This is a genomic window from Bradyrhizobium manausense (genome assembly GCF_001440035.1).
GTDB classification, from domain to species: domain Bacteria; phylum Pseudomonadota; class Alphaproteobacteria; order Rhizobiales; family Xanthobacteraceae; genus Bradyrhizobium; species Bradyrhizobium manausense.
The window spans coordinates 29,402-55,346 of sequence record NZ_LJYG01000081.1 but is presented as its reverse complement, the minus strand read 5'-3'; the positions used below and the strand labels follow the sequence as shown (position 1 = coordinate 55,346).

At 64.5% G+C, this 25,945-nt stretch carries 30 protein-coding genes; 17 read left to right on the top strand and 13 right to left on the bottom strand.

The window, feature by feature from the left end:
• Positions 1-72: 72 nt before the first annotated feature.
• The 5 genes from AOQ71_RS18410 to AOQ71_RS18390 all read right to left on the bottom strand — a co-directional run bounded on the left by AOQ71_RS18410 (position 73) and on the right by AOQ71_RS18390 (position 5,164).
• Positions 73-1,191, bottom strand: coding sequence for a branched-chain amino acid ABC transporter substrate-binding protein (locus tag AOQ71_RS18410; protein ID WP_057748901.1), 1,119 nt, complete (start codon positions 1,189-1,191; stop codon positions 73-75).
• 151 nt (positions 1,192-1,342) lie between these two features.
• Complete coding sequence (locus AOQ71_RS18405; RefSeq protein WP_057748898.1) at positions 1,343-2,083, bottom strand: ABC transporter ATP-binding protein; 741 nt, start codon at positions 2,081-2,083, stop codon at positions 1,343-1,345.
• A complete protein-coding gene (locus AOQ71_RS18400; RefSeq protein WP_057748894.1) occupies positions 2,080-2,913 on the bottom strand; it encodes an ABC transporter ATP-binding protein in 834 nt (277 codons plus the stop codon). Before AOQ71_RS18400 ends, AOQ71_RS18405 begins: the two co-directional genes overlap by 4 nt.
• Positions 2,910-4,235 (bottom strand): high-affinity branched-chain amino acid ABC transporter permease LivM, encoded by a 1,326-nt coding sequence (livM, locus tag AOQ71_RS18395; protein ID WP_057748891.1) that lies wholly within the window; start codon positions 4,233-4,235, stop codon positions 2,910-2,912. Before livM ends, AOQ71_RS18400 begins: the two co-directional genes overlap by 4 nt.
• A gap of 11 nt (positions 4,236-4,246) precedes the next feature.
• Complete coding sequence (locus tag AOQ71_RS18390) at positions 4,247-5,164, bottom strand: ABC transporter permease subunit (protein WP_057748888.1); 918 nt, start codon at positions 5,162-5,164, stop codon at positions 4,247-4,249.
• 281 nt (positions 5,165-5,445) lie between these two features.
• On the opposite strand from AOQ71_RS18390, the gene AOQ71_RS45975 reads away from it, so the two are divergent.
• Entirely contained in the window at positions 5,446-5,637 is a 192-nt protein-coding gene (locus AOQ71_RS45975) for a hypothetical protein (RefSeq protein ID WP_057748885.1), read from the top strand.
• A 269-nt stretch (positions 5,638-5,906) separates the two neighbouring features.
• Positions 5,907-6,437 carry a hypothetical protein gene (locus AOQ71_RS18380; RefSeq protein ID WP_057748882.1) on the top strand — a complete coding sequence of 177 codons (531 nt, stop codon included), beginning with the start codon at positions 5,907-5,909 and terminating at the stop codon, positions 6,435-6,437.
• Here AOQ71_RS18380 and AOQ71_RS18375 read toward each other — a convergent pair.
• The 3 genes from AOQ71_RS18375 to AOQ71_RS18365 all read right to left on the bottom strand — a co-directional run bounded on the left by AOQ71_RS18375 (position 6,399) and on the right by AOQ71_RS18365 (position 9,131).
• A complete protein-coding gene (locus AOQ71_RS18375) occupies positions 6,399-6,791 on the bottom strand; it encodes a carboxymuconolactone decarboxylase family protein (RefSeq protein ID WP_057748880.1) in 393 nt (130 codons plus the stop codon). The two genes, AOQ71_RS18380 and AOQ71_RS18375, sit on opposite strands and share 39 nt — an antisense overlap.
• A 103-nt stretch (positions 6,792-6,894) precedes the next feature.
• Entirely contained in the window at positions 6,895-7,677 is a 783-nt protein-coding gene (gene pcaD, locus AOQ71_RS18370) for a 3-oxoadipate enol-lactonase (RefSeq protein ID WP_057748963.1), read from the bottom strand.
• Between the two features lie 98 nt (positions 7,678-7,775).
• A complete protein-coding gene (locus AOQ71_RS18365) occupies positions 7,776-9,131 on the bottom strand; it encodes a 3-carboxy-cis,cis-muconate cycloisomerase (protein ID WP_057748960.1) in 1,356 nt (451 codons plus the stop codon).
• Positions 9,132-9,312: 181 nt separating this feature from the next.
• Here AOQ71_RS18365 and AOQ71_RS18360 point away from each other — a divergent pair, with 181 nt between their 5' ends.
• The 8 genes from AOQ71_RS18360 to AOQ71_RS18325 all read left to right on the top strand — a co-directional run bounded on the left by AOQ71_RS18360 (position 9,313) and on the right by AOQ71_RS18325 (position 16,152).
• Entirely contained in the window at positions 9,313-9,759 is a 447-nt protein-coding gene (locus AOQ71_RS18360) for an SRPBCC family protein (protein WP_057748876.1), read from the top strand.
• Between the two features lie 139 nt (positions 9,760-9,898).
• Entirely contained in the window at positions 9,899-10,384 is a 486-nt protein-coding gene (locus AOQ71_RS18355; RefSeq protein ID WP_057748873.1) for a (2Fe-2S)-binding protein, read from the top strand.
• 41 nt (positions 10,385-10,425) lie between these two features.
• Positions 10,426-11,232 carry an FAD binding domain-containing protein gene (locus AOQ71_RS18350; protein WP_057748871.1) on the top strand — a complete coding sequence of 269 codons (807 nt, stop codon included), beginning with the start codon at positions 10,426-10,428 and terminating at the stop codon, positions 11,230-11,232.
• 64 nt (positions 11,233-11,296) lie between these two features.
• Positions 11,297-12,205 carry an AAA family ATPase gene (locus AOQ71_RS18345; RefSeq protein WP_057748868.1) on the top strand — a complete coding sequence of 303 codons (909 nt, stop codon included), beginning with the start codon at positions 11,297-11,299 and terminating at the stop codon, positions 12,203-12,205.
• Positions 12,206-12,310: 105 nt separating this feature from the next.
• A complete protein-coding gene (locus tag AOQ71_RS18340) occupies positions 12,311-13,513 on the top strand; it encodes a vWA domain-containing protein (RefSeq protein WP_083514304.1) in 1,203 nt (400 codons plus the stop codon).
• A gap of 10 nt (positions 13,514-13,523) precedes the next feature.
• Positions 13,524-13,847, top strand: a complete 324-nt coding sequence (locus tag AOQ71_RS18335; RefSeq protein WP_008564652.1) for an XdhC family protein — start codon at positions 13,524-13,526, stop codon at positions 13,845-13,847.
• Between the two features lie 2 nt (positions 13,848-13,849).
• Positions 13,850-14,551, top strand: coding sequence for an XdhC family protein (locus tag AOQ71_RS18330; RefSeq protein WP_057748862.1), 702 nt, complete (start codon positions 13,850-13,852; stop codon positions 14,549-14,551).
• Complete coding sequence (locus AOQ71_RS18325) at positions 14,548-16,152, top strand: NTP transferase domain-containing protein (RefSeq protein WP_057748857.1); 1,605 nt, start codon at positions 14,548-14,550, stop codon at positions 16,150-16,152. The genes AOQ71_RS18330 and AOQ71_RS18325 overlap by 4 nt, the downstream gene beginning before the upstream one ends.
• 139 nt (positions 16,153-16,291) lie before the next feature.
• On the opposite strand, the gene AOQ71_RS18320 is transcribed toward AOQ71_RS18325, so the two are convergent.
• Positions 16,292-16,783: an avidin/streptavidin family protein gene (locus AOQ71_RS18320; RefSeq protein WP_057748854.1), complete on the bottom strand. Its 492-nt coding sequence runs from the start codon at positions 16,781-16,783 to the stop codon at positions 16,292-16,294.
• Positions 16,784-16,967: 184 nt separating this feature from the next.
• Here AOQ71_RS18320 and AOQ71_RS18315 point away from each other — a divergent pair, with 184 nt between their 5' ends.
• Entirely contained in the window at positions 16,968-17,357 is a 390-nt protein-coding gene (locus AOQ71_RS18315; RefSeq protein ID WP_057748850.1) for a DUF4189 domain-containing protein, read from the top strand.
• A gap of 18 nt (positions 17,358-17,375) precedes the next feature.
• Here the strand turns inward: AOQ71_RS18315 and AOQ71_RS18310 are convergent, their stop codons facing one another.
• Positions 17,376-19,196: a CYTH and CHAD domain-containing protein gene (locus tag AOQ71_RS18310; RefSeq protein ID WP_083514303.1), complete on the bottom strand. Its 1,821-nt coding sequence runs from the start codon at positions 19,194-19,196 to the stop codon at positions 17,376-17,378.
• Positions 19,197-19,408: 212 nt separating this feature from the next.
• On the opposite strand from AOQ71_RS18310, the gene AOQ71_RS18305 reads away from it, so the two are divergent.
• Both AOQ71_RS18305 and adhP read left to right on the top strand, forming a co-directional pair.
• The gene (locus tag AOQ71_RS18305) at positions 19,409-19,819 is read left to right on the top strand and encodes a DUF2000 family protein (protein WP_057748847.1); all 411 of its coding nucleotides are present in this window, start codon (positions 19,409-19,411) and stop codon (positions 19,817-19,819) included.
• A 181-nt stretch (positions 19,820-20,000) separates the two neighbouring features.
• Positions 20,001-21,026, top strand: coding sequence for an alcohol dehydrogenase AdhP (gene adhP / locus AOQ71_RS18300; RefSeq protein ID WP_057748844.1), 1,026 nt, complete (start codon positions 20,001-20,003; stop codon positions 21,024-21,026).
• A gap of 16 nt (positions 21,027-21,042) precedes the next feature.
• On the opposite strand, the gene AOQ71_RS18295 is transcribed toward adhP, so the two are convergent.
• Genes AOQ71_RS18295 through AOQ71_RS18285 form a run of 3 tightly spaced genes read right to left on the bottom strand, consistent with a single transcriptional unit; the run spans position 21,043 to position 22,265 of the window.
• A complete protein-coding gene (locus tag AOQ71_RS18295) occupies positions 21,043-21,456 on the bottom strand; it encodes a GFA family protein (RefSeq protein ID WP_057748841.1) in 414 nt (137 codons plus the stop codon).
• A 12-nt stretch (positions 21,457-21,468) separates the two neighbouring features.
• Positions 21,469-21,933: an SRPBCC family protein gene (locus tag AOQ71_RS18290; protein ID WP_057748839.1), complete on the bottom strand. Its 465-nt coding sequence runs from the start codon at positions 21,931-21,933 to the stop codon at positions 21,469-21,471.
• Complete coding sequence (locus AOQ71_RS18285) at positions 21,930-22,265, bottom strand: ArsR/SmtB family transcription factor (RefSeq protein WP_057748836.1); 336 nt, start codon at positions 22,263-22,265, stop codon at positions 21,930-21,932. Before AOQ71_RS18285 ends, AOQ71_RS18290 begins: the two co-directional genes overlap by 4 nt.
• A gap of 107 nt (positions 22,266-22,372) precedes the next feature.
• On the opposite strand from AOQ71_RS18285, the gene AOQ71_RS18280 reads away from it, so the two are divergent.
• Genes AOQ71_RS18280 through AOQ71_RS18265 form a run of 4 tightly spaced genes read left to right on the top strand, consistent with a single transcriptional unit; the run spans position 22,373 to position 25,927 of the window.
• Positions 22,373-23,056, top strand: coding sequence for a TetR/AcrR family transcriptional regulator (locus AOQ71_RS18280; RefSeq protein ID WP_083514302.1), 684 nt, complete (start codon positions 22,373-22,375; stop codon positions 23,054-23,056).
• Positions 23,053-23,841: an HlyD family secretion protein gene (locus tag AOQ71_RS18275; RefSeq protein ID WP_057748833.1), complete on the top strand. Its 789-nt coding sequence runs from the start codon at positions 23,053-23,055 to the stop codon at positions 23,839-23,841. The genes AOQ71_RS18280 and AOQ71_RS18275 overlap by 4 nt, the downstream gene beginning before the upstream one ends.
• Positions 23,838-24,767, top strand: a complete 930-nt coding sequence (locus tag AOQ71_RS18270) for an ABC transporter ATP-binding protein (protein ID WP_057748830.1) — start codon at positions 23,838-23,840, stop codon at positions 24,765-24,767. The genes AOQ71_RS18275 and AOQ71_RS18270 overlap by 4 nt, the downstream gene beginning before the upstream one ends.
• Positions 24,764-25,927 carry an ABC transporter permease gene (locus AOQ71_RS18265; RefSeq protein WP_057748827.1) on the top strand — a complete coding sequence of 388 codons (1,164 nt, stop codon included), beginning with the start codon at positions 24,764-24,766 and terminating at the stop codon, positions 25,925-25,927. Before AOQ71_RS18270 ends, AOQ71_RS18265 begins: the two co-directional genes overlap by 4 nt.
• The last annotated feature ends 18 nt before the right edge of the window (positions 25,928-25,945 follow it).

Genomic DNA, 25,945 nt, shown 5'->3' with positions numbered 1-25,945 from the left:
GCTTGCGAAAACAAAACGCCCCGGCGAACCGGGGCGTTGACGTCAAGCTGTTAAAAGTCCAGGCGCCCTGTCTTAGGTGCCGTTGGCGTTGAGCTCGGCGTAGCCGCCCTTGGCGTCCCACTTGTAGACGACATAGTCGATCTGCTTGATGTCGCCCTTGGCGTCATATTCGAGCGGCCCAAGCACCGTATCCCACTTGCCGGCCTTGATGGTCTCCATGACCTTCTTGGCATCGGTGGTGCCGGCCTTCTTGACCGCCTGCGACCAGACCTGCATCGCGGCATAGGTGTAGAGCGTGTAACCTTCCGGATCGATGCCCTTGGCCTTGAAGGCCTCGACGATCTTCTTCGCGCTCGGCTTGTTGCGCGGATCGGGACCGAAGGTGAACAGCGTGCCTTCGCCGGCCGGGCCCGTGATCGAGGCGTATTCCTTGTCGGCCAGCGCGTCGCCCGACATCAGGACCGTCTTCATGCCCTGGTCGCGCATCTGGCGCAGGATCAGGCCTGCCTCCTGATGATAGCCGCCGACATAGACGAGGTCGATGTTCTCCTTCTTCAGGCGCGAGACGATCGCGTTGAAGTCCTTGTCGCCCTTGTTGTAGGACTCATTGAGCTTCTCGGTGATGCCGGCCTTGTTGAGCGCCTTCTTGGTCTCATCCGCCAGACCCTTGCCGTAGGTGGTCTTGTCGTTGAGAATCGCGACGTTCTTGCCCTTGAAGTTCTTCGCGATGTACTGCGCGGCGATCAGGCCCTGTTGATCGTCTCGGCCGCAGACGCGCGCCACGTTCCAGAGCTTGCGCTCGGTGAACAGCGGGTTGGTCGAGGCGGGTGTGATCTGGAGGACGTTACCGTCCGCATAGGCTTCCGAAGCCGGGATCGACGATGACGAGCAGAAGTGGCCGGCGACGAACGGGATCTTCGCGCCCGCGATCTTTTCGGCAACCGAGCGGGCTTGCTTGGGATCGCAGGCATCGTCCTCGGCATCGAGGACCAGCTTCTTGCCGGCAACGCCGCCGGCGGCATTGAGGTCGGCCACCGCCAGGTCGGCGCCGTTCTTCATCTGGCGGCCGAAGGCGGATTCGGTGCCGGTCATCGGGCCCGCGACTGCAATGGTGAGGTCGTCTGCGAACGCCGCCGTTGACAGCGCAACGGAAGCGCCGAATGCCAGACCGATGAGTTTCAGTGATTTCATGAGATACCTCGCGGGTGATCGTCTGTGGGAGTTGCCGGGCAAGCCCGGTTCAAACCGGCGCCATTGTTCAATGAATTTTTCGAGAAGTCACCGGCAAAATACGGGCAGTTGCAAAGATATCTCGCCGTATTCGGCGGGCGCGCCAAGGCCGTCAGGCGTGCCGGCCGCCTTCCAGGTAGGCCGCGCGAATCTCGGGGCGCTGCAGCAACTCGGCGCCGGTTCCGGCCAGGGTGATCAGGCCGTTGACCATGACATAGCCGCGGTGGGCGAGTTTCAGTGCATGGTTGGCGTTCTGCTCGACGATGAGGACGGTCAGGCCGTCCTGGCGGTTCAGGGCGCGGATCGCATCGAAGATCTGCCGCGCGATGAGGGGCGCGAGCCCCAGCGAGGGTTCATCGAGCAGCAGCAGGCGCGGGCGGCTCATCAGCGCCCGGCCGATCGCCAGCATCTGCTGCTCGCCGCCCGACAGGGTTCCGCCGCGCTGCATGACGCGTTCCTTCAACCGGGGGAATAGTGCGAACACGCGCTCCCGGGTGCTTTCTCGCTCCGCCTCCGTGCTGTCGGTGACGTCGGCGCCCATCTGCAGGTTTTCCGCGACGCTCATGCGCGGGAAGATGCGGCGGCCCTCCGGCGACTGAGCAATGCGCAAATGCGCGATCTGATGGGTGGGGACAGCGGAGATGTCCTTGCCGTCGAACAGGATCTGGCCGGCGCGGGCGCGCGGCTTGCCGAAGATCGTCATCATCAGCGTCGACTTGCCGGCGCCGTTGGCGCCGATCAGCGCGACGATCTCGCCGGCATTGATCTCGACATCGACGCCCTTGAGAGCCTCGATCTTGCCGTAGGCGGCGCGCAAGCCGCGGATCGCGAGCAAGGGGGTGGCAGCCGTCACGATCCGCTCTCCATCACGGCCGCAGCCTCTTCCTCGTCGGTGCCAAGATAGGCGGCGATCACCTTCGGGTCGTCGCGCACCTCCCGCGGCGTTCCTTGCGCGATCTTCACGCCATGGTCCATCACCACGATGTGGTCCGAGATCTCCATCACCACCGACATATCGTGCTCGATGAGCAGGATCGAGGTGCCGAGCTCGCCGCGGATCGACTGCAACAGCTCGCTCAGCGCGGCGCTCTCGCGTGCATTGAGGCCGGCGGCGGGTTCGTCCAGGCAAAGCAGGGCGGGCTCGGTGCACATCGCGCGCGCGATCTCGAGCCGGCGCTGGTCGCCATAGGCGAGGTTGCCTGCGGCATCGTCGGCGCGGTCGAGCAGGTTGATCCGTTTGAGCCAGTCGGTCGCGAGCGCGATCGCGCGCTTTTCGGCGTCGCGATAGGTGGGGACCCCGATCAGGCCGAGAACCGTGAAGCCCGATGCGAGCATCAAGGTGTTGTGCTGCGCCACCATCAGGTTCTCGAGTGCCGTCATGCCGGGAAACAGGCGGATGTTCTGGAAGGTGCGCGCGACCTTGGCCTGCTTGGCGATGCGGAAATCGTTCAGCCGCTCCAGCGCGGTCTGCCTGCCGTCGTCCTGGGTGAGACGAATGGTACCGCCGGTCGGCTTGTAGAAGCCCGTGATGCAGTTGAAGACCGTGGTCTTGCCCGCGCCGTTCGGTCCGATCAGCGCGGTGATCTGCTTCCGTTCGGCTGCAAACGACAGGTCGTGCACGGCGACGATGCCCCCGAAGCGCATGGTGAGCCCGTCGACACTGAGAATTGGTTCGCCGCTCATCCGTGGCCCTCCTTGACGAGGTCGGAGGAGATCGCCTGCGCCTTGGTCAGATATACGGTCGGCGCGCGATGGCCGATGATGCCACGCGGCCGCCAGATCATGATCAGCACCATCGCCATGCCGAACACCAGCATGCGGTAGGTCTCGAGGCCGCGGAACAGCTCGAAGCCGCCGATCATGGTGAGGGCGGCGAGCGCGACGCCGAGCTGCGAGCCCATGCCGCCGAGCACGACGATGGCGAGCACCAGCGCCGATTCCTGGAAGGTGAAGGATTCCGGGCTGATGAAGCCCTGGCGTGTTGCGAAGAACGCACCGGCAAAGCCGCCGAACATCGCGCCGGTGGCGAAGGCCGTGAGCTTGGTGGTCGTGGTGTTGATGCCGAGCGCACGGCAGGCGACCTCGTCCTCGCGCAGCGCTTCCCAGGCGCGGCCGATCGGCAGGCGCCGCAGGCGGATCGTCACCCAATTGGTGAGCAGCGCGAGCGCCAGGATCAGATAGAACAGGAAGACGATGCGATGGGTCGGCGAGTAGTCGATACCGAGCTTGGCGGCGAGCCCGTCATCGCTGTTGTCGAGCGGAATGCCGAACAAGGTGGGGCGGGGAATGCCGGATACGCCGTTGGGTCCGCCGGTCAGACTCTGCCAGTTGAGGATGACGAGCCGGATGATCTCGCCGAAAGCGAGGGTCACGATGGCGAGATAGTCGCCGCGCAGCCGCAGCACCGGAAAGCCGAGCATGACCCCCCAGATCGCGGCGAGCATGCCGGCGAGCGGCAGGCAGACCCAGAACGACCAGCCGAAATTGGTGGCAAGCAGCGCATAGGAATAGGCACCCACCGCGTAGAAGGCGACATAGCCGAGGTCGAGCAGGCCGGCGAGCCCGACCACGACGTTCAGGCCCCAGCCGAGCATCACATAGGTGAGCACGAGGATGGCGAGGTCGAGGATATAGCGTTGATTGTAGAAGATGACGGGCACGAGCAGGGTGAAGACGAGCAGAGCCGGACCCAGGAAGCGGCCCGCCAGTGACAGGCCGCGCTGGACCGGCGCTGGCACGAGCTTTTCCGCGCCGATCGGTCCGAGCCATTGCCGCAGCAGCTCAATGATGATGGAGCCGCCGAACACGAGGCCGACGATGGAGGCGAGATCGCCGAAACGCGTCCACCAGGTCAGCTGCCCGTCGGGGCCGGCCTCAGTGCGGATGCCGATCATCAGCGAGAACAGCACCAGCGCAACGCATGCGCTGAGGAAAGCTTTTTTCAGAATGAACGGAATGCCCGCCGTGCGGCTGGCCTGCATAGTTTCGGTTGAAAGAGCTGTCACGCGAGGGCCCGTCAGACTTTTTCGACTTCGGGCCGGCCAAGCAGGCCGGTCGGCATGAAGATCAGGACGATGATCAGGATCGAGAAGGCGGCGACGTCCTTGTACTCCACCGAGAAATAGGCCGACCAGAAGGTCTCGATCAGGCCGATCGCGAGCCCGCCCAGCACCGCGCCGGGCAGCGAGCCGATGCCGCCCAGCACGGCGGCGGTGAAGGCCTTGATGCCCGCGACGAAGCCCATGTTGAAATCGACCTGGCCGTAATAGAGCAGGTACATCATACCCGCGACCGAGGCGAGCGCCGCGCCGATCACGAAAGTCATGGAAATGGTTCGGTCGACGTCGACGCCGAGCAGCGCCGCCATGGTCTGGTCCTGCTCGCAGGCCCGCATGTCGCGGCCGAGCCGTGTCCGCGATACGAGCCAGGTGAACATGGCCAGCAGCACGATGGTGACCAGCACGACCATGATCTGCATGTTGGAGAGCTGCACCGCAAACCCCTCGGCGCCTTCATGCAGCGTGTAGCCGCCCGTGATGATCGGCGGCACGGGCTTGACGCGGGCGCCCTGCGCGACTTGCGAATAGTTCGTCAGCACGAAGGACATGCCGATCGCCGACAGCATCGGTGCGAGCCGAAAGGAGTGCCGCAGCGGCCGATAGGCGATGCGCTCGACCGTCCAGCCATAGAGTGCGGTGACCGCCATCGCGACCAGCAGGACGAGCAGCAGGATCAGCGGGATCGCAGTCAGACCGAGCGAGACCAGGAGCAGGAAAGTGATCAGTGCGATGAAGCCGCCGATCATGAAGATGTCGCCATGGGCGAAATTGATCATGCCGACGATGCCGTAGACCATCGTGTAGCCGATCGCGATCAGACCGTAGATGGAACCGAGCACGAGGCCGTTGATGAGCTGCTGGGCGAAATAATCCATGGGCTGCCGCTACCGAACCTGACGTTGAAAGGGAGCTATTCGAGAGAGTTGCTTGGTTTCTTCTCGGGCCCCGGCAGCCCCGTCTTCTCCCCGTTTTGTAACAGGAGGGAACTGGCGGCTGCAACTGGGGATGCCCGGGCATAAGGGCTTGTACAGAGTTGATTTCGGCTTCGGACGCCGGCTCCCGGTTCCGCACCTGCGAGGAACCGGTTCCGCAAGGCAACCAAAATCCACACCGGCGGTTATCTCTCAACTGACGTCCAACAAGGGAGCTTTCCCCCATGACGAAGCAGCAGAACCAGAATCCGGGCCAGCAGAACCAAAGCCCCGGCCAGCAGCGCCCAGGCCAGCAACCAGGGCAGCAGCAGGGCGGCGGCCAGAAACCCGGACAGCAGCAGCAGCACGATCCGATGCGCCAGGGCGACAAGCCCGGCCAGCAGCAGGGCGGCAAGCAGGACAACAGACTGGATTGACCCCCAGGGAGTAGCGCAACGTGGTCCCGCCGAGAGGCGGGGNNNNGGCGTCATTCCGGGGCGCTCGAACAGCCGAGCCCGCGATCTCCAGGTTCCCCGGTGCGCAATTGCGCACCTGAGGTGTGGTGCTCACCCTCCATCCCGGAACGACGGCCCGTCAACAGGCCAGTTAAGGTAAACAAAGGGTTTAAATTGCCGCCGCAGTCCGGTGCGAGTTAGCTCCCGGCAAAGCCTTACCTCGAAGGCGAGTAGACGAAGCGGGAAGCGGCATGTTCAAAAATTGGCGGATCGGCTCGGTCAACGGCGCGCTGCTGGCGGCTTATTTCATCCCGGCCTGGACGATGGTCGCCTTCAACATCATGGTCGCGCCGGTGCATGGTCTCTACGAGCGGCCGAGCGTCGCGGTGGCGCTGTTCCTCAGCGACCAACTGCAGATGTCCGGCCTGAGCACGGTGCGCGCCGCCTGGCTGCTGGCGCTGGGACGGCTGACCGTGGTGGCGTTCTTTGCGATCTATCTTGCGCTTCTGGTCATTCCGCGCACCCGCAGGAGCGGGGCCAGCGACGAGGCGCTCGGCATTGCGCTCGCAATCGGCAGCCTGATCTCGTTCGCAAGCATGGTCATGGCCTCCAAGGTCGGCGAGATGGCCGCCCTTCGGTTGCACGCCACGGAGCTGCTGCTGCTGCTTGGCGCCGCGATCGTGCTGCTGATCGAGCGGCCGGACGGAGCGCCGAAGACGGTTGCCGTTCCGGATACCGCGGCGCTAGCCTTTGATAAGGCCGAGCTCCTGCACAATCGCTGAGGCTTCCTTGACGGCGTGGTTCGCCGCCGGGACGCCGCAATAGATCGCCTGCTGCAGCAGGATTTCCTTGATGTCGTCGGGGGTGAAGCCGCCCTCGGCCAGCGCCGCGCGCACGTGCAGGCGGAATTCATCCCATTGTCCGAGCGCGACCATGGTGCCGATCACAAGCACGCGCCGCGTCCGCTCGTCGAAATGCGGCCGGGTCCAGATCTCGCCCCAGGCATAGCGCGTGATCATGTCCTGGAAATCGGTGTTGAAGGCGTTGCGGTTCGCGATCGATTTGTCGACCCAGGCATTGCCCAGCACCTTGCGGCGTACGGTCATGCCGGCATCGCGGCGCTTCTGGTCGTCCATGCTGTCCTCCTCTCCGTCATTGCGAGCGTAGCGAAGCAATCCAGTCTGTCACCGCGGAGGAATTTCTGGATTGCTTCGCTGCGCTCGCAATGACGGTTGGTTGCTAACGCTGCGTCAAGAATCCCACCACCGCGTCGGTGAACGCGTGCGGCTGCTCGACATTGGAAATGTGGGCGGCGTCGATGATGGTCATGCTGGCGCCTGGAATACTCGAGCGGATCAGCTCGCCCGCGGAGATCGGAGTGGCCTGATCGTGGCGGCCGGCGATCACCAGCGTCGGGCTCTTGATCTTGGGCAGCAGCGCGCGCTGGTCGAGCGTCGACAGCGCCTCGCAGCAGGCCAGATACCCTTCGACGGGGGTCGCAAGCAGCATCGCCTTCATCCTGGCGGTGATCTCGGGCTCGCGCTCGCGGAAATCCTGCGTCAGCCAGCCCGCGATCACGCCATCGGCGACCGCCGCGATGCCGCCCTTCTTCACGGCGTCGATGCGCTCCAGCCATCTGGTCGGCTCGGCATAGTAGCAGGAGGTGTTGGCGAGGATGATCTTGCCGAATCTTTCCGGCGCGTTGGCGCCGAGCCATTGCCCGACCATGCCGCCCATCGACAGGCCGCACCAATGTACCTTCTCGATGTTGAGGTCGTCGAGGATCGCGAGCACGTCGCGGCCGAAGCGCTCCATCGTATAGGGGGCGGGCGGGACGTTGGACTTGCCATGACCGCGGCGGTCGTAGCGGATGACGCGGAACACCTGCGTCAGCGCCTTCATCTGCGGCTCCCACATCTGCAGCGTGCAGCCGAGCGAGTTGGAGAGCATCAGGGTCGGCCCGCCGTCACGGCCCTCGACAGAGACGTTGATCAGGCAACCGTCGGCATCGATCATGGGCATTGCATGTTCCTTGTCATACGCGGGCTTGACCCGCGCATCCATCTAGAAGGTGAATCTATCCTGGATGATGGATTGCCGGGTCAAGCCTGGCAATGACATCAGGAGAGATCCAACGAAGCGAGCAGGCGATCGATCAGGGCCTGTGACGCCCCTTGATAGGCCATCGGCTCGAACAATGCCGCAATTTTTTCCGGCGTCAGATGCGCGGTGACCTGCGAATCCGCGGAAAGGATGTCGCGCAGGTGCTTCTTCTCGGCGACCGCGCGCTTGCTCGCGGCCTCGATCAGATGATGTGCATCGCTCTTGCCGATCTTGTCGGCGAGCGCAAAGGTGACGGCTTCCGCCATGATCAGCCCGTGCGTTGTATCGAGATTGCTGCGCATGCGCGCGGCATCGACCTCGAGGCCTTCGGCGATGTCGACGATCGCGGCGAGCGCGCCCGAGGTGACCAGCATCAATTGCGGCAGTGTCGGCCATTCCGCATGCCAGGGCCCGGCGCTGCGCTCGTGGTCCTGCACTTGCGCGGCCAGAATCGTAGCGGTGAGCTGCGGGGCCATGGTCGCGCAGCCGAGCGCGCTTGCGGCCGCGACCGGGTTGCGCTTGTGCGGCATGGTCGAGGAGCCGCCGCGGCCTTCGCCGGCGGGCTCGAAGGCTTCGCCGACATCGGTCTGCATCATCAGCGAGACGTCGCGCGCGATCTTGCCGCAGCTTCCGGCGAGGATCGCGAAGGTTGATGCAGCTTCGGCGATGCGGTCGCGATGGGTGTGCCAGGGCGCCTCTGGCAGCGGCAGGCTGAGCTCCTGCGCCAATCGTTCGGCGACTGCGAGGCCGTTGTCGCCGAGGGCTGCGAGCGTGCCGGCGGCGCCGCCGAATTGCAGGGCGAGACCCTCGCGGCGGAGCCGCCGCAGACGGCAGCGGGCACGGGCGAGGCTCGAGGCATATTCAGCGGCCTTCAATCCGAACGGCATCGGCAGGGCGTGCTGGAGCCAGGTCCGCGCCACCATCGCGGTGTTGCGATGGGCGCGCGCGAGTGCGGCGAAGCCCTTGATGGCGCGGCTGAGGTCGGCATCCAGCGCATCGATGGCGGCGCGCAAGCCCAGCATGGTCGCGGTGTCGATGACGTCCTGGCTGGTCGCGCCCCAATGCACGTAGCGCGCGGCCTCCACGTCAGCCTTGCCGACATTGGCGGTCAGCATCTTGACCAGCGGGATCGCGAGATTGCCCGACCGGGTCGCAGTCATGGCCAGCGCGGTCATGTCGAAGGCATCGGCCTTGCAGGCCGTTTCGATCGGGCCCACTGCGGATGCGGGAATCACACCGGTGGCGGCCTCGGCCCGGGCCAGGGCTGCCTCGAAATCGAGCATGTTCTGCAGCGTGGTCCGGTCGTCGCAGACGGCGCGCATGGCTGCGCTCGACAGCATCGGCGCAAGCAGGGGGGAGAGGGCTGTGCTCATGTTGCGCAAGTCCGGTAAAGAGACCTAATCATCATGATCAGGCTCTGCCAATCCCTGACGATCGGCACAAGACTTTTTGCAGGTGCGAATATGCATTCCACGTGACCATGGGTGACCCTTTTCTTTGCGATCTCCCTGCGTTACTTGAGCATCCCACCTTTTGCGACCCCGGAGGCGCCCCATGGCCATGACAATGAACGGCGAAGTCCAGCTTGCGGCGCCGCGCGAGGCCGTATGGGAGAAGCTCAACGATCCCGCGGTGCTGAAGGCCTGCATCCCCGGCTGCGAGGAGCTGGAGAAGACCGAGGACGGCGGCTTCCGTGCAACGGCAAAAATGAAGGTCGGTCCGGTCTCGGCGCGCTTCAAGGGCAAGGTGATGCTCTCCGATCTCGACCCGCCGAACGGCTACAAGATCTCGGGCGAGGGCGAGGGCGGGGTGGCCGGCTTTGCCAAGGGCGGCGCCGCAGTGAAGCTCGCGGAGAAGGATGGCGGCACGCTGCTCTCCTATGACGTCGAGGCGCAGATCGGCGGCAAGTTGGCGCAGCTCGGGCAGCGCCTGATCAACGGCACCGCCAAGAAGCTGGCCGACGAGTTTTTCGCGAATTTCGCCAAGGCGGTACAGGGCTGATCGCCCTCGCTTTCCGTCATGGCACCTTGCGCTTGGGGCAATGTTGCCCCCGGCCATAATGGCCCATATGATGGGTTGGAATAATTATAAGAAAGAACCGCTTCGACGGGACCCGTCGGGGCGCTGACAGAGAGTGCTTATGGCAAAAATCTCCCTCATCGTGAACGGCAATCCTGTTACCGGCAATGTCGACCCGCGGACGCTCCTCGTGCAGTTCCTGCGCGAGAATCTGCGCCTGACCGGCACCCATGTCGGCTGCGACACCTCGCAGTGCGGCGCCTGCGTCGTGCATCTCGACGGCAAGGCCGTGAAGTCCTGCACGACGCTCGCCGTGATGGCCGACGGCCACGAGGTCAAGACGATCGAGGGATTGGCCGCCGACGGCGCGCCGCTGCATCCGATGCAGGAAGCCTTCCGCGAGCACCATGGCCTGCAATGCGGCTTCTGTACGCCCGGCATGATCATGACCGCGATCGACATCGTCCATCGCAAGGGCCACGAGCTCGACGACCATACCATCAGGGAAGAGCTGGAAGGCAATCTCTGCCGCTGCACCGGCTACCAGAATATCGTCGCCTCGATCGCCGCCGGCGCGAAGGCGATGGCGAAATCCGATCTCGCGTAACCGCGCGCCCTCCGCGATCAGGACACCCCCAGGATACCCCCATGTACGAATTCAAATACCACCGCCCCGGCACCGTCCGGCAGGCCGCCAATCTCCTGGTGAAGAACGAGGACGCCAAGCTGATCGCCGGCGGTCACACGCTGATTCCGGTCATGAAGCAGCGGCTCGCAAGCCCGCCGCATCTGGTCGACCTCTCCCATATCGAGGGGCTGAACACGATCGAGATGAAGGGCCGTTCGCTGGTGATCGGCGCCACCGCCAGGCATGCCGAGGTCGCGACCTCGGCTGTCGTCGGTGAAGCCATTCCGGCGCTCGCCAATCTCGCCGGCCAGATCGGCGATCCCGCGGTGCGCCACAAGGGCACGATCGGCGGCTCGCTCGCCAACAACGATCCGACCGCGGACTATCCGGCCGCGGTGCTCGCGCTCGGCGCCACCATCGTCACCAACAAGCGCCGCCTCAAGGCCGAGGAGTTTTTCCAGGGCCTGTTCTCGACCGCGCTGGAAGCCGACGAGATCATCACCAAGGTGATGTTCCCGCTGCCGAAGAAGGCCGCCTATATCAAGTTCCGCAACCAGGCCTCGCGCTACGCGCTGGTCGGCGTGTTCGTGGCGCGGCGTCCGTCGGATGTGCGCGTCGCCGTCACCGGTGCTGGTTCGGACGGCGTGTTCCGCGTCGATGCGTTCGAGGAAGCGCTGAAAAAGCGGTTCTCGTCCAAGGTGCTTGAAGGCATCGACGTGCCGGCGGAAGGGCTCAACAGCGACATCCACGGCAGCGCCGAATACCGCGCGCATCTGATCGGCGTGCTGACACGGCGAGCCGTCGACGCGGCCAATGCCAAGGAGTGAGTGGACCTCACGCCTTGGCGCGATACTTGCCCGTTAGCGAGGGCGTAACGAGACTGGCACTTTCATGACTTCAGCGACCCTGCCGGCATCGGTCGATGCGATGCTCGAACTCTTGACCTCGCGCGGCTATCTCGCCGAGCGGTCGCTGGCGACGGTGACGTATCTGTCGCTGCGCATGGGCCGGCCGCTGTTCCTGGAAGGCGAGGCCGGCGTCGGCAAGACCGAGATCGCAAAAGTGCTCTCGGCGGCGCTGGGGCGGAAGCTGATCCGCCTGCAGTGCTACGAGGGCCTCGACGTCTCCTCCGCAGTCTATGAGTGGAACAGCGCCGCGCAGATGATCGCGATCCGGATGGCGGAAGCCGCCGGCGACACCGATCGCGAGCAGCTGTCGAGCGACATCTTCGCCGACCGCTACATGATCAAGCGGCCGCTGCTGCAGGCGCTGGAGCCTGACGTTGCCGGACCGCCGGTGCTGCTGATCGACGAGCTCGACCGCGCCGATGAGGCGTTCGAGGCCTATCTCCTGGAAATCCTCAGCGACTTCCAGGTGACGATCCCCGAATTCGGCACCGTGAAGGCGCCGCATCCGCCGATCGTCATCATCACCTCCAATCGCACCCGCGAAATTCACGATGCGTTGAAGCGGCGCTGTCTCTATCACTGGGTCGACTATCCCGCCGCGGAGCGCGAGCTTGCGATCGTCAAGACGCGCGTGCCCGGTATCTCGGTCAAGCTGTCGCAGCAGGTCGTCCGCTTCGTGCAGGCGCTGCGCAACCAGGATTTCTACAAGTCGCCCGGTGTCGCCGAGACCATCGACTGGGCCACCGCCTTGTCCGAGCTCGATGCCCGCTCGCTGACCCCGCAAGTGGTCGGCGACACGCTGGGCGCGCTGCTCAAATACCAGGACGACATCACGCGGATGCAGGGCGACACCCTGCAGAAGGTGCTGAAGGAAGCTACGAGCGAGAATTAGTCGTCGTCGTTCCGGGGCGATGCGAAGCATCGAACCCGGAACCTCGAGATTCCGGGTTCGCTCGTTTCACTCGCGCCCCGGAATGACGAGAAGATGAGTACCAGCATGGCCATCAACCATCTTGCCCCGGAGCAGACCGAGCAGTTCGCCGACAACATCGTCGGCTTTGCGCGCGCGCTGCGCGCGGCCGGAATGCCGGTCGGCCCCGGCGCGGTGATCGATGCCATGAGCGCGCTGCAGGTGATCGACATCGGCAACCGCGCCGACGTCTTCACCACGCTGGAGGCGATCTTCGTCAAGCGCCATGAGCATGCGCTGATCTTCAAGCAGGCTTTCAACCTGTTTTTCCGCGCCTCGGAAGAGTGGAAGCACCTGCTCGATTCGGTGCCGCTGCCGGAGCAGGCCAAGAAGAAGCCCCAGGCCGGCTCGCGCCGCGTCCAGGAGGCGATGTCGCAGCCGCACATGACCGAGACGCCGCAGCACCAGGAGCAGGATCTGCGCCTGTCGGTCTCCGACAAGGAGATCCTTCAGAAGAAGGATTTTGCGCAAATGAGTGCGGCCGAGATCGCAGAGGCGCTCCGCGCCATCGAAATGATGCACCTGCCGCAGGCGGAGCTTTTGACGCGCCGCTATCTGCCCGATCCGCGTGGCCTGCGGCTCGACATGCGCCGAACGCTGCGGGCGTCGTTGCGCACCGGCGGCGATATCATCGACATCCATCGCCTCGGGCGGATCGAGAAACCGGCCCCGATCGTGGCCCTGCTCGACATCTCCGGCTCGATGAGCGAGTACACTCGCCTGTTCCTGCATTTCCTGCATGCCATCGGCGATGCGCGCAAGCGCGTCTCGGTGTTCCTGTTCGGCACCCGCCTGACCAATGTGACCCGCGCGCTGCGCCAGCGCGATCCCGACGAGGCGCTGGCGAGCTGCTCGGCGGCAGTCGAGGACTGGGCCGGCGGCACGAGGATCTCGGCCTCGCTGCATAACTTCAACAAATTATGGGCACGGCGGGTGCTGAGCCAGGGCGCGATCGTCCTGCTGATCTCCGACGGGCTGGAGCGGGAGGCCGACTCCAGGCTGGCCTTCGAGATGGACCGGCTGCACCGCTCCTGCCGGCGGCTGATCTGGCTCAACCCGCTGCTTCGGTTCGGGGGCTTCGAGGCCAAGGCCCAGGGAATTAAAATGATGCTCCCGCACGTTGACGAATTCCGCCCGGTACATAATTTGAGCTCGATCCAGGAGCTGATCACGACGCTCTCCCGGCCGCTGCCGCCGCATCACCGCAGCCTGATCCGCTCCGCAGCTTGAGAGGCTAGCCATGCTCGATCGCGACGAGGACATCCTGAAGGCGGCGGAGGACTGGCAGAAGGCCGGGCGCGGCGTCGCGCTGGCCACCGTTGTCGAAACCTGGGGTTCGGCCCCGCGCCCCGCGGGCTCGAGCCTTGTCATCAATGACGAGGGCACGTTCCTGGGCTCCGTCTCCGGCGGCTGCGTCGAGGGCGCCGTGGTCACCGAGGCCATGGATGTGATCGAGAGCGGCAAGCCGAAGATGCTGGAGTTCGGCGTGGCCGACGAGACCGCCTGGAATGTCGGTCTGTCCTGCGGCGGCACCATCCGCGTCTTCGTCGAGAAGGTCGGCTGACCGTGAAGCTCTCCATTCTGCACGAACTCAATGCCGAGCGCGCCGCGCGCCGGCCGGTGATTTTGGTGACCGACACCGAGAGCGGCGAGCAGCGCCTGGTGAAGGCGGCAGACTTCGCCAAGGACCCGCTGCGTACTGAATTGGACAAGCAGCTTCGCATGGGCAAGAGCGCCAATGTCGAGGCCGGCGGTAAAAAACTGTTCCTCAACGTCTACGCGCCGACTGCGAAGCTCGTGATCATTGGCGCGGTCCATATCAGCCAGGCGCTGGCGCCGCTGGCGCGCTCGCTCGGTTATGACGTCACCGTTGTCGATCCGCGCACGGCCTTTGCCAGCCCCGAGCGCTTCCCCGACATTCCGCTGGTCGCCGAATGGCCCGAGACCGCGCTGCCGCCGCTCAATGTCGATGCCTACACCGCCTTCGTCGCAGTGACGCACGATCCCAAGATCGACGACCCCGCGCTGCTGCATGCGTTTGAGCGCAACTGCTTCTATATCGGCGCGCTGGGCTCGCGAAAGACGCATGCCAAGCGCGCTGACCGGCTGCGGGCGCAGGGCGCCAAGGAAAGCGACATCGCGCGCATCCACGCGCCCATTGGCCTTGCGATCGGCGCGGTCTCACCCTCCGAGATCGCGGTGGCGATCATGGCCGAGATCACGGCGGTGCTGCGGCTGCCGCCCAAGGAAAAAGAAGAAGCGGCATGAAGTTCGGCCCCGCGAGCCCCAGGGATGCGATCGGCGGGGTGACCGTCCACACCCTGCGCCAGGGACCGCTGGTGCTGAAGAAAGGCACGACGATCGGGCCTGCCGAGGTCGAGCAGCTGGAGCGCGCCGGCATCAAGGACATCGTGGTGGTGCGCATGGAGGAAGGCGACGTTTCCGAGGACGTCGCGGCCGCCAGCATCGCGCTTGCCATCGGCGGCGAGGGCATCCATGTCGAGCGCGCCTTTACCGGCCGCGCCAATTTGTTCGCCGCGCGGCCGGGCGTGCTGGTCATCGACCGCGCCGCGGTCGACCGCATCAACAATGTCGACGAGGCCATCACCTTTGCCACGCTCGCCGCCTACAAGCCGGTGGTCGAAGGCGAGATGGTCGGCACGGTGAAGATCATCCCGTTCGGTGTCGAAGGCGGCTTGCGCGATGCCGCGGTGAAGGCGGCCGGCAAGGACGTGCTGAAAATCGCGCCCTATGTCATCAAGCGTGTCGGCGTGGTCTCGACGCTGCTGCCGGGCTTGTCGTCCAAGGTGGTCGACAAGACCTTGCGCGTCACCGCCGAGCGCCTCGCGCCGGCCGGTGCCAGCATCGTCGCCGAACGGCGGGTTCCGCACGATGAGCGCGCGCTGTCGGCGGCGATCAAGGAATTGCTCGCGCTTGGCGCCGAGCTCGTGATCGTGTTTGGTGCTTCCGCAATTGCCGACCGCCGCGATGTGATTCCGGCTGCCGTCACCGGAATCGGCGGCGAGATCGAACATTTCGGCATGCCGGTCGATCCCGGCAATCTGCTGCTGATCGCGCGCGCCGGCAGCGTGCCGGTGCTGGGCGCGCCGGGCTGCGCGCGCTCGCCGGTGGAGAACGGATTCGACTGGGTGCTGATGCGTCTGCTCGCCGGCATCAAGGTGACACGCTCCGAGCTGATGGGCATGGGAGTCGGCGGCCTGCTGATGGAGATCGTGACGCGGCCGCAGCCGCGCGCAAAGCCCGAGATCGAGGGCAACAGCCAGGTCGCGGCCATCGTGCTCGCGGCCGGCCGCTCCACCCGCATGGGCGGGCCGAACAAGCTGCTCGCCGAGCTCGACGGCAAGAAGCTGGTGCGGATCGCCACCGAACAGGCGCTGGCCTCCAAAGCATCCGAGGTGATCGTCGTCACCGGACATCAGACCGAGCTGGTCGAGCAGGCGCTGCAAGGCCTAAACGTAAGGTTCGTCAAGAACCCTGATTTCGCCGGCGGCATCGCGAGCTCCGTGAAAGCAGGCATTGCGGCCGTGCCCGACGCCAGCGACGGCGCCGTAATTTGCCTCGGCGACATGCCGCTGATCGATGCCGGCCTGATCGATCGCCTGATCGACAGCTTTGCGCCTGATCGTGGCAATCTGATCGTCGTGCCCGTCAGCGAAGGCCGCCGCGGCAATCCCGTGCTGTGGTCGCGTCGCTTCTTCAAGGAATTGATGACGCTCGACGGCGACGTCGGCGCGCGGCATTTGATCGCAAAACACACCGAGGCGGTCGCCGAAGTGCCCGTCGACGGCGAGAGTGCCTTCCTCGACATCGACACGCCGCAGGCTCTGGAAGCGGCAAGGCGCGGTTGAAGGTGCTGTAACTTCGTAGGGTGGGTTAGACAGCGGCTGCGCGAAGCGCGGTCCGCTGGCGTAACCCGCCACTTCCTTTTCTGCGATGACACATTGGTGGATTACGCTTCGCTAATCCACCCTGCGGGTCCCTGCTTGCCTATTTCTTGGTGTTCGACAGCTTCTCGCTGGCGGCCTTCAGATCGACGCCGCTCTTCGTCAGCAGGCTCTTGTCGCCGCTGCTGAAGGTGAAGGTGTCGGCGCCCGCGCTGATGCCGTTCCATGCGACGGCCTCGCCGAGGGACAGATACCACAGTCCCTGGAATCCGGCCGAGTTGTTGAGCTGTCCGGTCCAGACGGCGGTCGACCCGCAGCCGAGGTAATTCACCGAGAAGCTGATCGCGGTGCCCGTATTGCCGTAGGCCAGCCAGCCGGTCACGCCCTGCGGCTTGCCTTCATCGCAACTGCTCGCTGCATTGTTGGTGTAGGTCCCCGCGATCGCGCCCGTGTTCTGGTTGAAGCTGGTGATCGCCAGGGTCGAGCCATACTGGTTGGTCCAGGTCCAGTTCACCGACTGCGCACGCGCAGGCAGGGGTCCGATCAGACAGGCCGCCGCAGCGATTCCGAACAGCATTGAATTGATTGGACGCATGAGCGTTTCCCTGCCTGTCTGCTTGACGCTATACGACCTTAAATAACGCTATGAAAAATTACTATTATAAAGTGTGTTATGCGGCGTCACTATTCCGTCATGGCTTCAACCACCCATTCACCATCTGGAAACGACCGCCGCTTAGAGTTGCCGCCGCTTGCCTTGGGGGTGAGGGGTTTTTTCCATGGTTACGACCGTCGTCGCGCGCCGTTGCGCGATGTTTTTCTTTGCGCTGTCGGTCTGTGTCGCCGGCGCCCGTCATATAACCGAGGCTCATGCGGCCGGCGCCCTTGCCGTTGGCAAGTGCGGCGCGTATGGCCAGGCCTATGATTACGGCGCCGAGCACGAGGCACGTGCCGCCGCTCAAAAGCAGTGCAAGGGCGAATGCACGACGGTGACGATGAGGCGGGCCTGTGCGGCCATGTCAGTCGACATGACCAATCCCTGTGGCGCCTATGGCTACGCCGTGAAGCCGAAGATCTCGGCCTCGCTCAATGCCGCGACCCGCGAATGCTACAAATATGGCGGCAAGGAATGCGTGATCCGGGCCTGGGCGTGCGACGCCAAAGGCTAATCAAGGGTCGAACTGCCGTTAGCGCAGCCAGCCCGCGCTGGTTTGTACCAGCTTGATCGGCTGCTCCGCCGCGTCCACTGACCAGGGCACCTTGGCTCCAGCGAATTCCGACCAGGCCTTTAGCAGCCGCGCTTCGACGCCGACCGTCGCATGGGCCTGCCAGCCCGTGATCGCCGCCGCGACCATGCTGCTGCCGATCGCGCCGGCATTGACGTCGGCGAGCAGCGACGACGTCGTCGCCATGTCGTTGTAGATTCCGAGCTCCTGCTGCAGATCCGCGAGCTTGCGCGAGAAGCGCTTTGCGGATTTGCCGTGCCCGCAGAGCGGCAGCAGGAAGTCGGCGAAGTAGCGCAGCTTCTTCGCGGCGAGGCGGACGCGGTGCCGTTGCTCGGCCGTCAGCGATTTGAATCTGCGGCCGCGCTTCAGCACCTTGGCATGCTGCGCCGACAGGATGTTGCGTGCGAAGTTGATCGCCGGCTCCGCCAGTCGCGCCAGGCCTTCGGGAGCAACGTCGCTGCGCCAGCCGCGCGCTTCGATAAAGGCGCCGAGCCCGATCACGAAATACTGGCAGCGTCGGTCGGCGAGGGCGAGGCGGGCCGCATCGTAACAGGCTGCGCGACGTTCGTCTGCGAGCGCGCCGAGCGTGTCGAAGCCGGTGACCGACGGACAGCCGTCCGCGACGGTTCGCAACGTCTCCTGCCGGAACACGTCCCAGTCACGCGCGCCGGCGAGACGTCCCGCAAGCCATTTTGCTTCAGCGCGCATCAGGTCGAGCTTGGCAAGCGATACCACCGACCGCATCAGGTCGAGCGCGGAGCGCAGGCGGCGCAGCGCGACGCGAAGCTGGTGCATCCCCTCGGGGTCGCGACCGTCCTCGGCTAGGGGCAACGACTGGAGCAAATGCAACAGACAGGATCGCAGGATCTCGGCGAAGGCTTCGTCGAGCGAGATCGATGGATCGAGACGAAGCTTCGGCGGCTTCGGGGTCCGCGGCGGCGCATCGGCCGCGAGGTCAAATCCGCGCGCCGATTTTGTCCGGATCGACGGTTTCACGGAACCATGCTCGGCGAGCCGCAGTGCGAGCTCCCAGATCGCGGACGGGCTGCCGCTCCTGAGCTCCAGCTCGATCTCGCTGACCGGCAACGAGCGATCGCCTGCGGTCAGATGGCCATGATCAAAGGCGAGTTCGACCGTGCCCGACGGCAAGTCGACGAGGCGCTGATGCCGGTGGATGTCGCTGCTGAAGACGGCTTCGACCGGGTGACGCTCCAGCTCAGTGCGCAGCTTGTCCGACACCAGCGGCATGGCCAGCGCGATGTCGGGCGCCATCGACGGCACGGCTGCCTCCCACTCGCCACGTCGCAGCGGATCGTTGCTGGATTCCGTTTTCACGGTCTGCGTGAATCGCGTGCCGCTTTGGCGCACCCTGAAGCTGAATCCGTCACGCCGAAGCGCGCGCTTGGGCGTATCGTAGTAGACAGCCTTGAGATGCTTGCGCGCCCCTTTGTTGCGCGCATTCGCTGCGATGATCGGCGCATTGTTGAAATCCGCCAGACGATCGGAAGCCACGAGCAGCTTGAGTTCGATTTCGCTCGCGTGAGGCGCAACATCGCGGGGCGAAGCGACATCCGGCGTCGTCGCTTCGGCGCCGATATCCTCGGCCGGCAGGCCGGCGGGACGTGGTCCACTGCGCGGGGGCTCGATGCCGGAGAGTTTGGAACCAGGTTTTTGTTCCGCAGCGGAAGCCCGGGCGTCCTTGATTGCAACGTGCTGGTTGTTTGACCCGGCGAGACGCCGCACCGGTTCGAGTGCTCGCTTGATGGCGCCGGTTTCGGACATTGGTAGCTTTATGTCAGTTCAGTGACAGGGCATCGACGTATATCCGACTTGACCGGCGGAGAGAAGCATAGCCGATCGCATCCCGCATTGAAATTTCTGCGCTGTGATCGCTCGGAGAATTCGCGTTACATTTCATCAGCAGTCGCAGCGCTCGGGATTTTCTTTTCTTTCCAGACGCTTGCCAGATGCTTGGATGTGCGCGGGGAGAATTCATGCAGTTCGATACCAAGATCGCCGTTGTCATTCGCAACGACCTCCAGGCCTGGCAGAAGCTCAATGTTGCGTCATTCCTGACAAGCGGCGTCGCGGCTGCCTTTCCGGAGTGCATCGGCGAGGCCTATGAGGACGCTTCAAGCACGAAGTATCTAGCGCTGATCGGCCAGCCGATCCTGATCTATGGTGCGGATGGTCCGGCGTTGTCGCGCGCACTCGATCGCGCACTCACGCGCAACGTCACGCCGGCGGTCTACACCGAGGACATGTTCAAGACCACGCATGATGCCGCCAATCGCGAGGTCGTGAGGGCGGTCGCGCGCGGCGATCTCAATCTCGTCGGCATCGCAATGCGCGCCGAGCGGAGGCTGATCGATAAGATCGTCGACGGATTGAAGTTCCATAGCTGACGCCAAGCGCGCTCCGCGCTCTGCGCTGCCAGGCGCGCTCTTCGCTGCCAGGCGCGCTCTTCGCTGCCGCGCGTGCTCTGCGCTCCGCAGCGCGACCAATAAACCTGCGTTGTTTGACTCCAATCAAGTGAGAGCTGTGCGGCATTGCTAGTCTACTTGCGTCATGCAATGGAGCAGAGCAATGCCGACCATGAAAGCCGCTGTTGTCAAACAATTCGGCAAGCCGCTGGTGATTGAGGATGTACCGGTACCGCAGCCCGGTCCCGGTGAAGTCCTGGTCAAGGTGAAGGCCTGCGGCGTTTGCCACACCGACCTGCACGCCGCTTCGGGCGACTGGCCGGTCAAGCCGGTGCCGCCGTTCATTCCCGGCCATGAAGCCGCCGGCATCATCGCGGCGCTCGGGCCCGGCGTCAAAAATCTGAAGGTCGGCGATGCCGTCGGCGTCGCCTGGCTGCACGACGCCTGCATGAGTTGCGAATATTGCGAGACCGGCTGGGAGACGCTGTGCGAGCATCAGCACAACACCGGCTACAGCGTGAATGGCGGCTTTGCCGAATATGTCATCGCCTCGGCGGCCTTCGCGGCGAAGCTGCCGCCGACGATCGATTTCGCGGCCGTCGCGCCGATCCTCTGCGCCGGCGTCACTACCTACAAGGGATTGAAGGAGACGGACGCGCGACCCGGGGAGTGGGTTGCGATCTCGGGCGTCGGCGGGCTCGGCCATGTCGCGATCCAGTACGCCAAGGCGATGGGGCTCAAGGTCGCGGCCGTCGATATCGCCGAGGACAAGCTGAAGCTCGCGCGCGAGACTGGCGCCGATCTTGCGGTCAACGCGCTCGCAAAAGACGCCGTGGACAAGGTGCTGACGGCGACCGGCGGAGGGGCTCACGGCGTGCTGGTCACGGCGGTGTCGACTGCCGCGTTCGCGCAGGCGCTGAAGCTGGTGCGGCGGAAGGGCACCGTCAGCCTCGTCGGCCTGCCGCCGGGCGAATTCCCGACGCCGATCTTCGATGTCGTGCTCAAGCGCATCACCGTGCGCGGCTCCATCGTCGGGACCCGCAGGGATCTCGACGAGGCCATTGCGTTCGCTGCCGACGGCAAGGTGAAAGCCGAGGTGACGAAAGTGCCGCTTTCGCAAATCAACGACGTGTTCGAGCGGATGAAGGCCGGCAAGATCGACGGCCGCATGGTGCTCGACTTTGGCTAAAGCGTGTTCGAGCGCCTCAACCGGGCGGCATCCTCTCGAATTTCGTCAGGCCGGAATCGAGAGGATCCCAGTCATACGCACGCACGGCGTAGGTGACCGCCTGCGGCTTGTAACGGGTGGGCTCGTCGAGGCTGGCGGCGCGGATGGTGAAGATGTCTGGCATGGCCTTGAAGGTCATGTAGACAGCGACGCCGCATTCGGGGCAGAAGGCGCGCGTCTTCACGTTGCCGCTGTCGCCGGTCATGTCCCATGTCTTGGCCTTGCCCGTCACCGTGACGCCGGCGCGCGGGAAGGTGGCGTAGGAGCCGTGGCCGGTGCCGCTTTCGCGCTGGCAGTCCCGGCATTGGCAATGATTGGAGAACATGGGCTCGCCGACGACAGAATAGCGGATCGCGCCGCAGGCGCAGCCGCCGGTATAGGGCTTGGTCATCGCAATAACTCCTCAACTGTCTTCGCCGCTGATTTCGTCGAGCTGCCGGATCACCTTCTTCCAGCCGCCACTCATGACGGTGTAAGCACTGTCGTTCCTCGGCATGATGAAGCCGGCATGAACCAGCTGAATGCGCGTGCCGGCTTCGACGGGGGTGAGGGACCAGGTCACGACAGTGTCGAGCGGCGCGCCGTAGCCAACGTTACGCTCGTCGCCGCCCTTCCAGGCGTAGACCAGACGCCTGTTAGGGACGACTTCCAGAACGCGGCAATGGATGACGCCGTCCCAGTGGCCGCCCGGCTTGGTCTGGTAGGTGAAGACATTGCCTTCGACAGCCTCGAAGCCGGTCGGCGGCATCAGCCAGCGCGCGATCAACTGGGCGGATGTCAGCACCTTCCAGACCGTCTCCGGCGCGTGAGGGAGCACCTCGTCCATCACGATATCTTTGGTTTCGGCTTTCAACGCGGCTGCATTCACGGGTCGATCTCCTTCAAGAGGTCACGCAGGTTCTGGAGGCGCTCGCGCCAGAAGACACCGTAATGATCGATCCAGGTCACAAGCGGTTCGAGTCCTTGCGGCGCAGCGCGGTAATAGACGTTGCGGCCTTCGGCGCGCTCGGCGACGAGGCCCGCCTGCTTCAGCGATTTCAGATGTTGCGAGATCGCGCCCTGCGTCACCCCGCTGCCGCGCGTCAGCTCGGCGACGCTGATCTCCTTGCTGTCGAACACCCGCTCGAACACCGCGCGTCGGGTCGGATCGGCGAGGGCGCGCATCACGGCGGTGACGGGATTGGGGGCGGCTTCGATCATGTCAATCAATTAGTGGGCACTAATGCATTAGTCAATACTAATTCGTTGTGCCGGGGAATGGCCCAAGTCTCATTGACATTGACTGACTAGTCAGTCATAAATGCAGCATGACAAAGAAGTTCAGCAAAGCGGCTACGGCCAAAGCAGAGACGCGCAATGCGGAAGCCGGCGACGAAGCCGCGCCGGTGTCGAACCGGGCCACGCGCGCGGCGGAGCGGCGCGATGCGATCGTCGCGGCGGCGATGGAGGAGTTCATCACGCGCGGCTTTGCCGCGACGCGGCTCGACGACATCGCCAGGCGCGCCGGCGTCGCGAAGGGCACGATCTACCTGCACTTCAAGGACAAGGAATCGATGTTCGAGGAGCTGGTGCGCACCGTGATCGTCCCGGTGGTGGCGAAGCTGAACGCGCTGCCGCCGCCGACGGGCTCGGTGCGCGATCTGATCGAAACCTTTGCCGGCAATTTTCTCAAAGAGGTGATCGGCACAAGGCGCGGCGATCTCGTCCGCCTGATCGTGGCGGAGGGGCCCCGCTTTCCGGCGGTGGCGGACTTCTACTACCGCGAGGTGGTCTCGCGGGGGATGGCCGGCATGCGCGCGCTGATCGAGCTCGGCATTGCCCGTGGCGAGATCCAACAGGCAAAGCTTGCGCGCTATCCGCAGATCCTGATCGCGCCGGCGATGATCGCGGTGATCTGGCAAAGCCTGTTTGCGCGGCACGCGCCGCTCGACGCGCAGGACATGCTGCGCGTCCATCTCGATTTGATTTTTGGTGAGCGGAGGACGACATGACGTCGTCGCAAAGGATTTTTGCAATCGCATTGGCCACCGTGCTCGCAACCGGACTTGCCGGCTGCAAGGAGAAGCGCGATCCCGGTTTCCAGGGCTGGGTCGAGGCCGACATGATCTATGTCAGCCCGGATGAGGCCGGGCGGGTAACGAAGCTGAACGTCCGGGAGGGTGACGAGGTCAGGGTCGGCGAGCAGCTCTATTCCGTCGATGATGATCTCCAGCTCGCTGATCTCAACCAGAACAAGGCGACACTGGCCAATGCGCAGCAGACCTATGATCGCGCAGCCTCGCTGAGCAAGACCGGTTCGGGCACGCAAGCCAATCTCGATTCCGCCGTGTCGTCGCTGCGTGTCGCGGAAGCGCGGGTGGCAACCTCGGAGACGCGACTAGCGCGCCGCAAGGGTTTTGCGCCTGTTGCAGGCACCATCCAGCAGATCTATTTCCGCGAAGGGGAGATGGTGGCGGCGCAGCGGCCGGTGCTCTCGATCATGCCGCCCGGCAACATGAAGCTGCGCTTCTTCGTGCCGGAAACGGAGCTGCCGAAGCTGTCGATCGGCGACACGGTGCGCATCGCCTGCGACAATTGCGCGGCCGATCTCACCGCCAAGATCTACTTCATCGCGACCACGGCCGAGTACACCCCGCCCGTGATCTACAGCCTCGAAGAGCGCAACAAGCTCGTCTATCTGATCCAGGCGCGGCCGTCGCGACCCGATGCCTTGCGGGTAGGGCAGCCGATCGACGTCTATCTCAACCCGAAAACTCCGGTGGCGGACAAGCGATGAACGGTGCGAACGACATCGCGATCGACGTCAAGGGCCTGACCAAGTCGTTTGGCGGCCGCGAGGTCGTGCACGACCTGTCGATGCAGGTGAAGCGCGGCTCGATCTACGGCTTCCTCGGGCCGAACGGCTCGGGCAAGACCACGACCATCCGCATCCTCTGCGGCCTGCTGACGCCCGACAGCGGCGAAGGCACCTGTCTCGGCTACGACATCCTGCGCGATGCCGAAAAGATCAAGCGCAAGGTCGGCTACATGACGCAACGCTTCAGCCTCTACCAGGATCTCTCCGTGCGCGAGAACCTCGAATTCGTTGCGCGGCTTTATGGCCTTGACGACGCGCGCGGGGCTGCGCGCGACATGATCAAGCGGCTCGGCCTCTCGGGCCGCGAGGAGCAGCTCGCGGGCGAGCTCTCCGGCGGCTGGAAGCAGCGCCTTGCATTGGGAGCCTGCACGCTGCCCAATCCGGAATTGCTGCTGCTCGATGAGCCGACCGCCGGCGTCGATCCGAAGGCGCGGCGCGATTTCTGGAACGAGATCCATGCGCTCGCCGCCGGTGGCCTCACCGTGCTGGTCTCGACCCATTACATGGACGAGGCCGAACGGTGCCACGAGATCGCCTATATCGCCTATGGCCACCTCCTGACGCACGGCACGGTCGACGAGGTGATCGCGAAGTCCGCGCTAGTGACCTACACTGTCACCGGCGAGCTGAACGGCCTCGCGGCCCAGCTTGCCGGCAAGCCCGGGATCGACATGGTGGCGCCGTTCGGCACCTCGCTGCACGTCTCGGGCCGCGACATCGCCGCCCTCGAAGCCAGCATCGCGCCGTGGCGCGAGAAGGGTGAGCTGCACTGGCAGAAATCGGCGCCCTCGCTGGAGGACGTCTTCATCGAGTTGATGGGCCGCTCCAAGGACAATTTCCAATGAGCACTGTCCAGACAACCGGCCCCGCACGGGAGATCCGCGACCGCTTCGGCTTCTGGCGTCGCTCCTATGCCATGATGGCCAAGGAGTTCATTCAGCTTCGGCGGGACCGCGTCTCGTTCGCGATGATCATAGCCATCCCGGTGATGCAGCTTCTCCTGTTTGGCTATGCCATCAACACCACGCCGCACCATCTGCCGAGCGCGGTGCTGCTGCAGGAGGACTCGGACCTTGCCCGTTCGATCCTGAAGGCGTTGGAGAATACCGCCTATTTTCGCTTCGTCTACGAAGTGCACGACGTCGACGAGTTCGACAATTTGCTGAAGTCCGGCAAGGTGCTGTTCGGCGTCGAGATCCCGCGCGGCTTCGAGCGCGCGGTGCGGCGCGGCGACAAGCCGGCGCTGCTGGTTGCAGCCGACGCGACCGATCCGGTCGCCGCAAGCTCCGCACTCGGCTCGCTCGGCATGATCGTGCAGACCGCACTCGCGCACGATCTCTATATCGGCGATCCCCCGGCGATGCCGTTCGAGATCCGCGCCCATGCGCGCTACAATCCGGCGGCGGAATCGCGGCTCAACATCGTGCCGGGACTTGTCGGCACCATTCTCACCATGACGATGCTGATCTTCACGGCGCTGTCGGTGACGCGCGAGATTGAACGCGGCACCATGGAGAGCCTCCTGTCGATGCCGATCAAGCCGGTCGAGGTGATGATCGGCAAGATCGTTCCCTACATCCTGGTCGGCTTCGTCCAGGCCTTCCTGATCGTCAATATCGGAGTGTTCCTGTTCGGCGTGCCGGTGCTCGGCAATCTGTTCCTTCTGGCGGGACTTTCGACCCTTTTCATCGCTGCAAATCTCGCGATCGGCTACACGTTCTCCACCATCGCGCAGAATCAACTGCAGGCAATCCAGATGTCATTCATGTTCTTCCTGCCGAGCATTCTCTTGTCCGGCTTCATGTTCCCGTTCGCGGGGATGCCGGCCTGGGCCCAATATATCGGCGAATGCCTGCCGCTGACGCACTACATTCGCATCGTCCGCGCCATCATGCTGAAGGGCGCCACCATGCCGAACCTGCGGTTCGATACGTTGGCGCTGGCCATCTTGATGCTGGTCGCCATGACCATCGCCGTGACGCGCTTCCGCCGCACGCTGGATTGAGGCACAATAGCTGAGGTC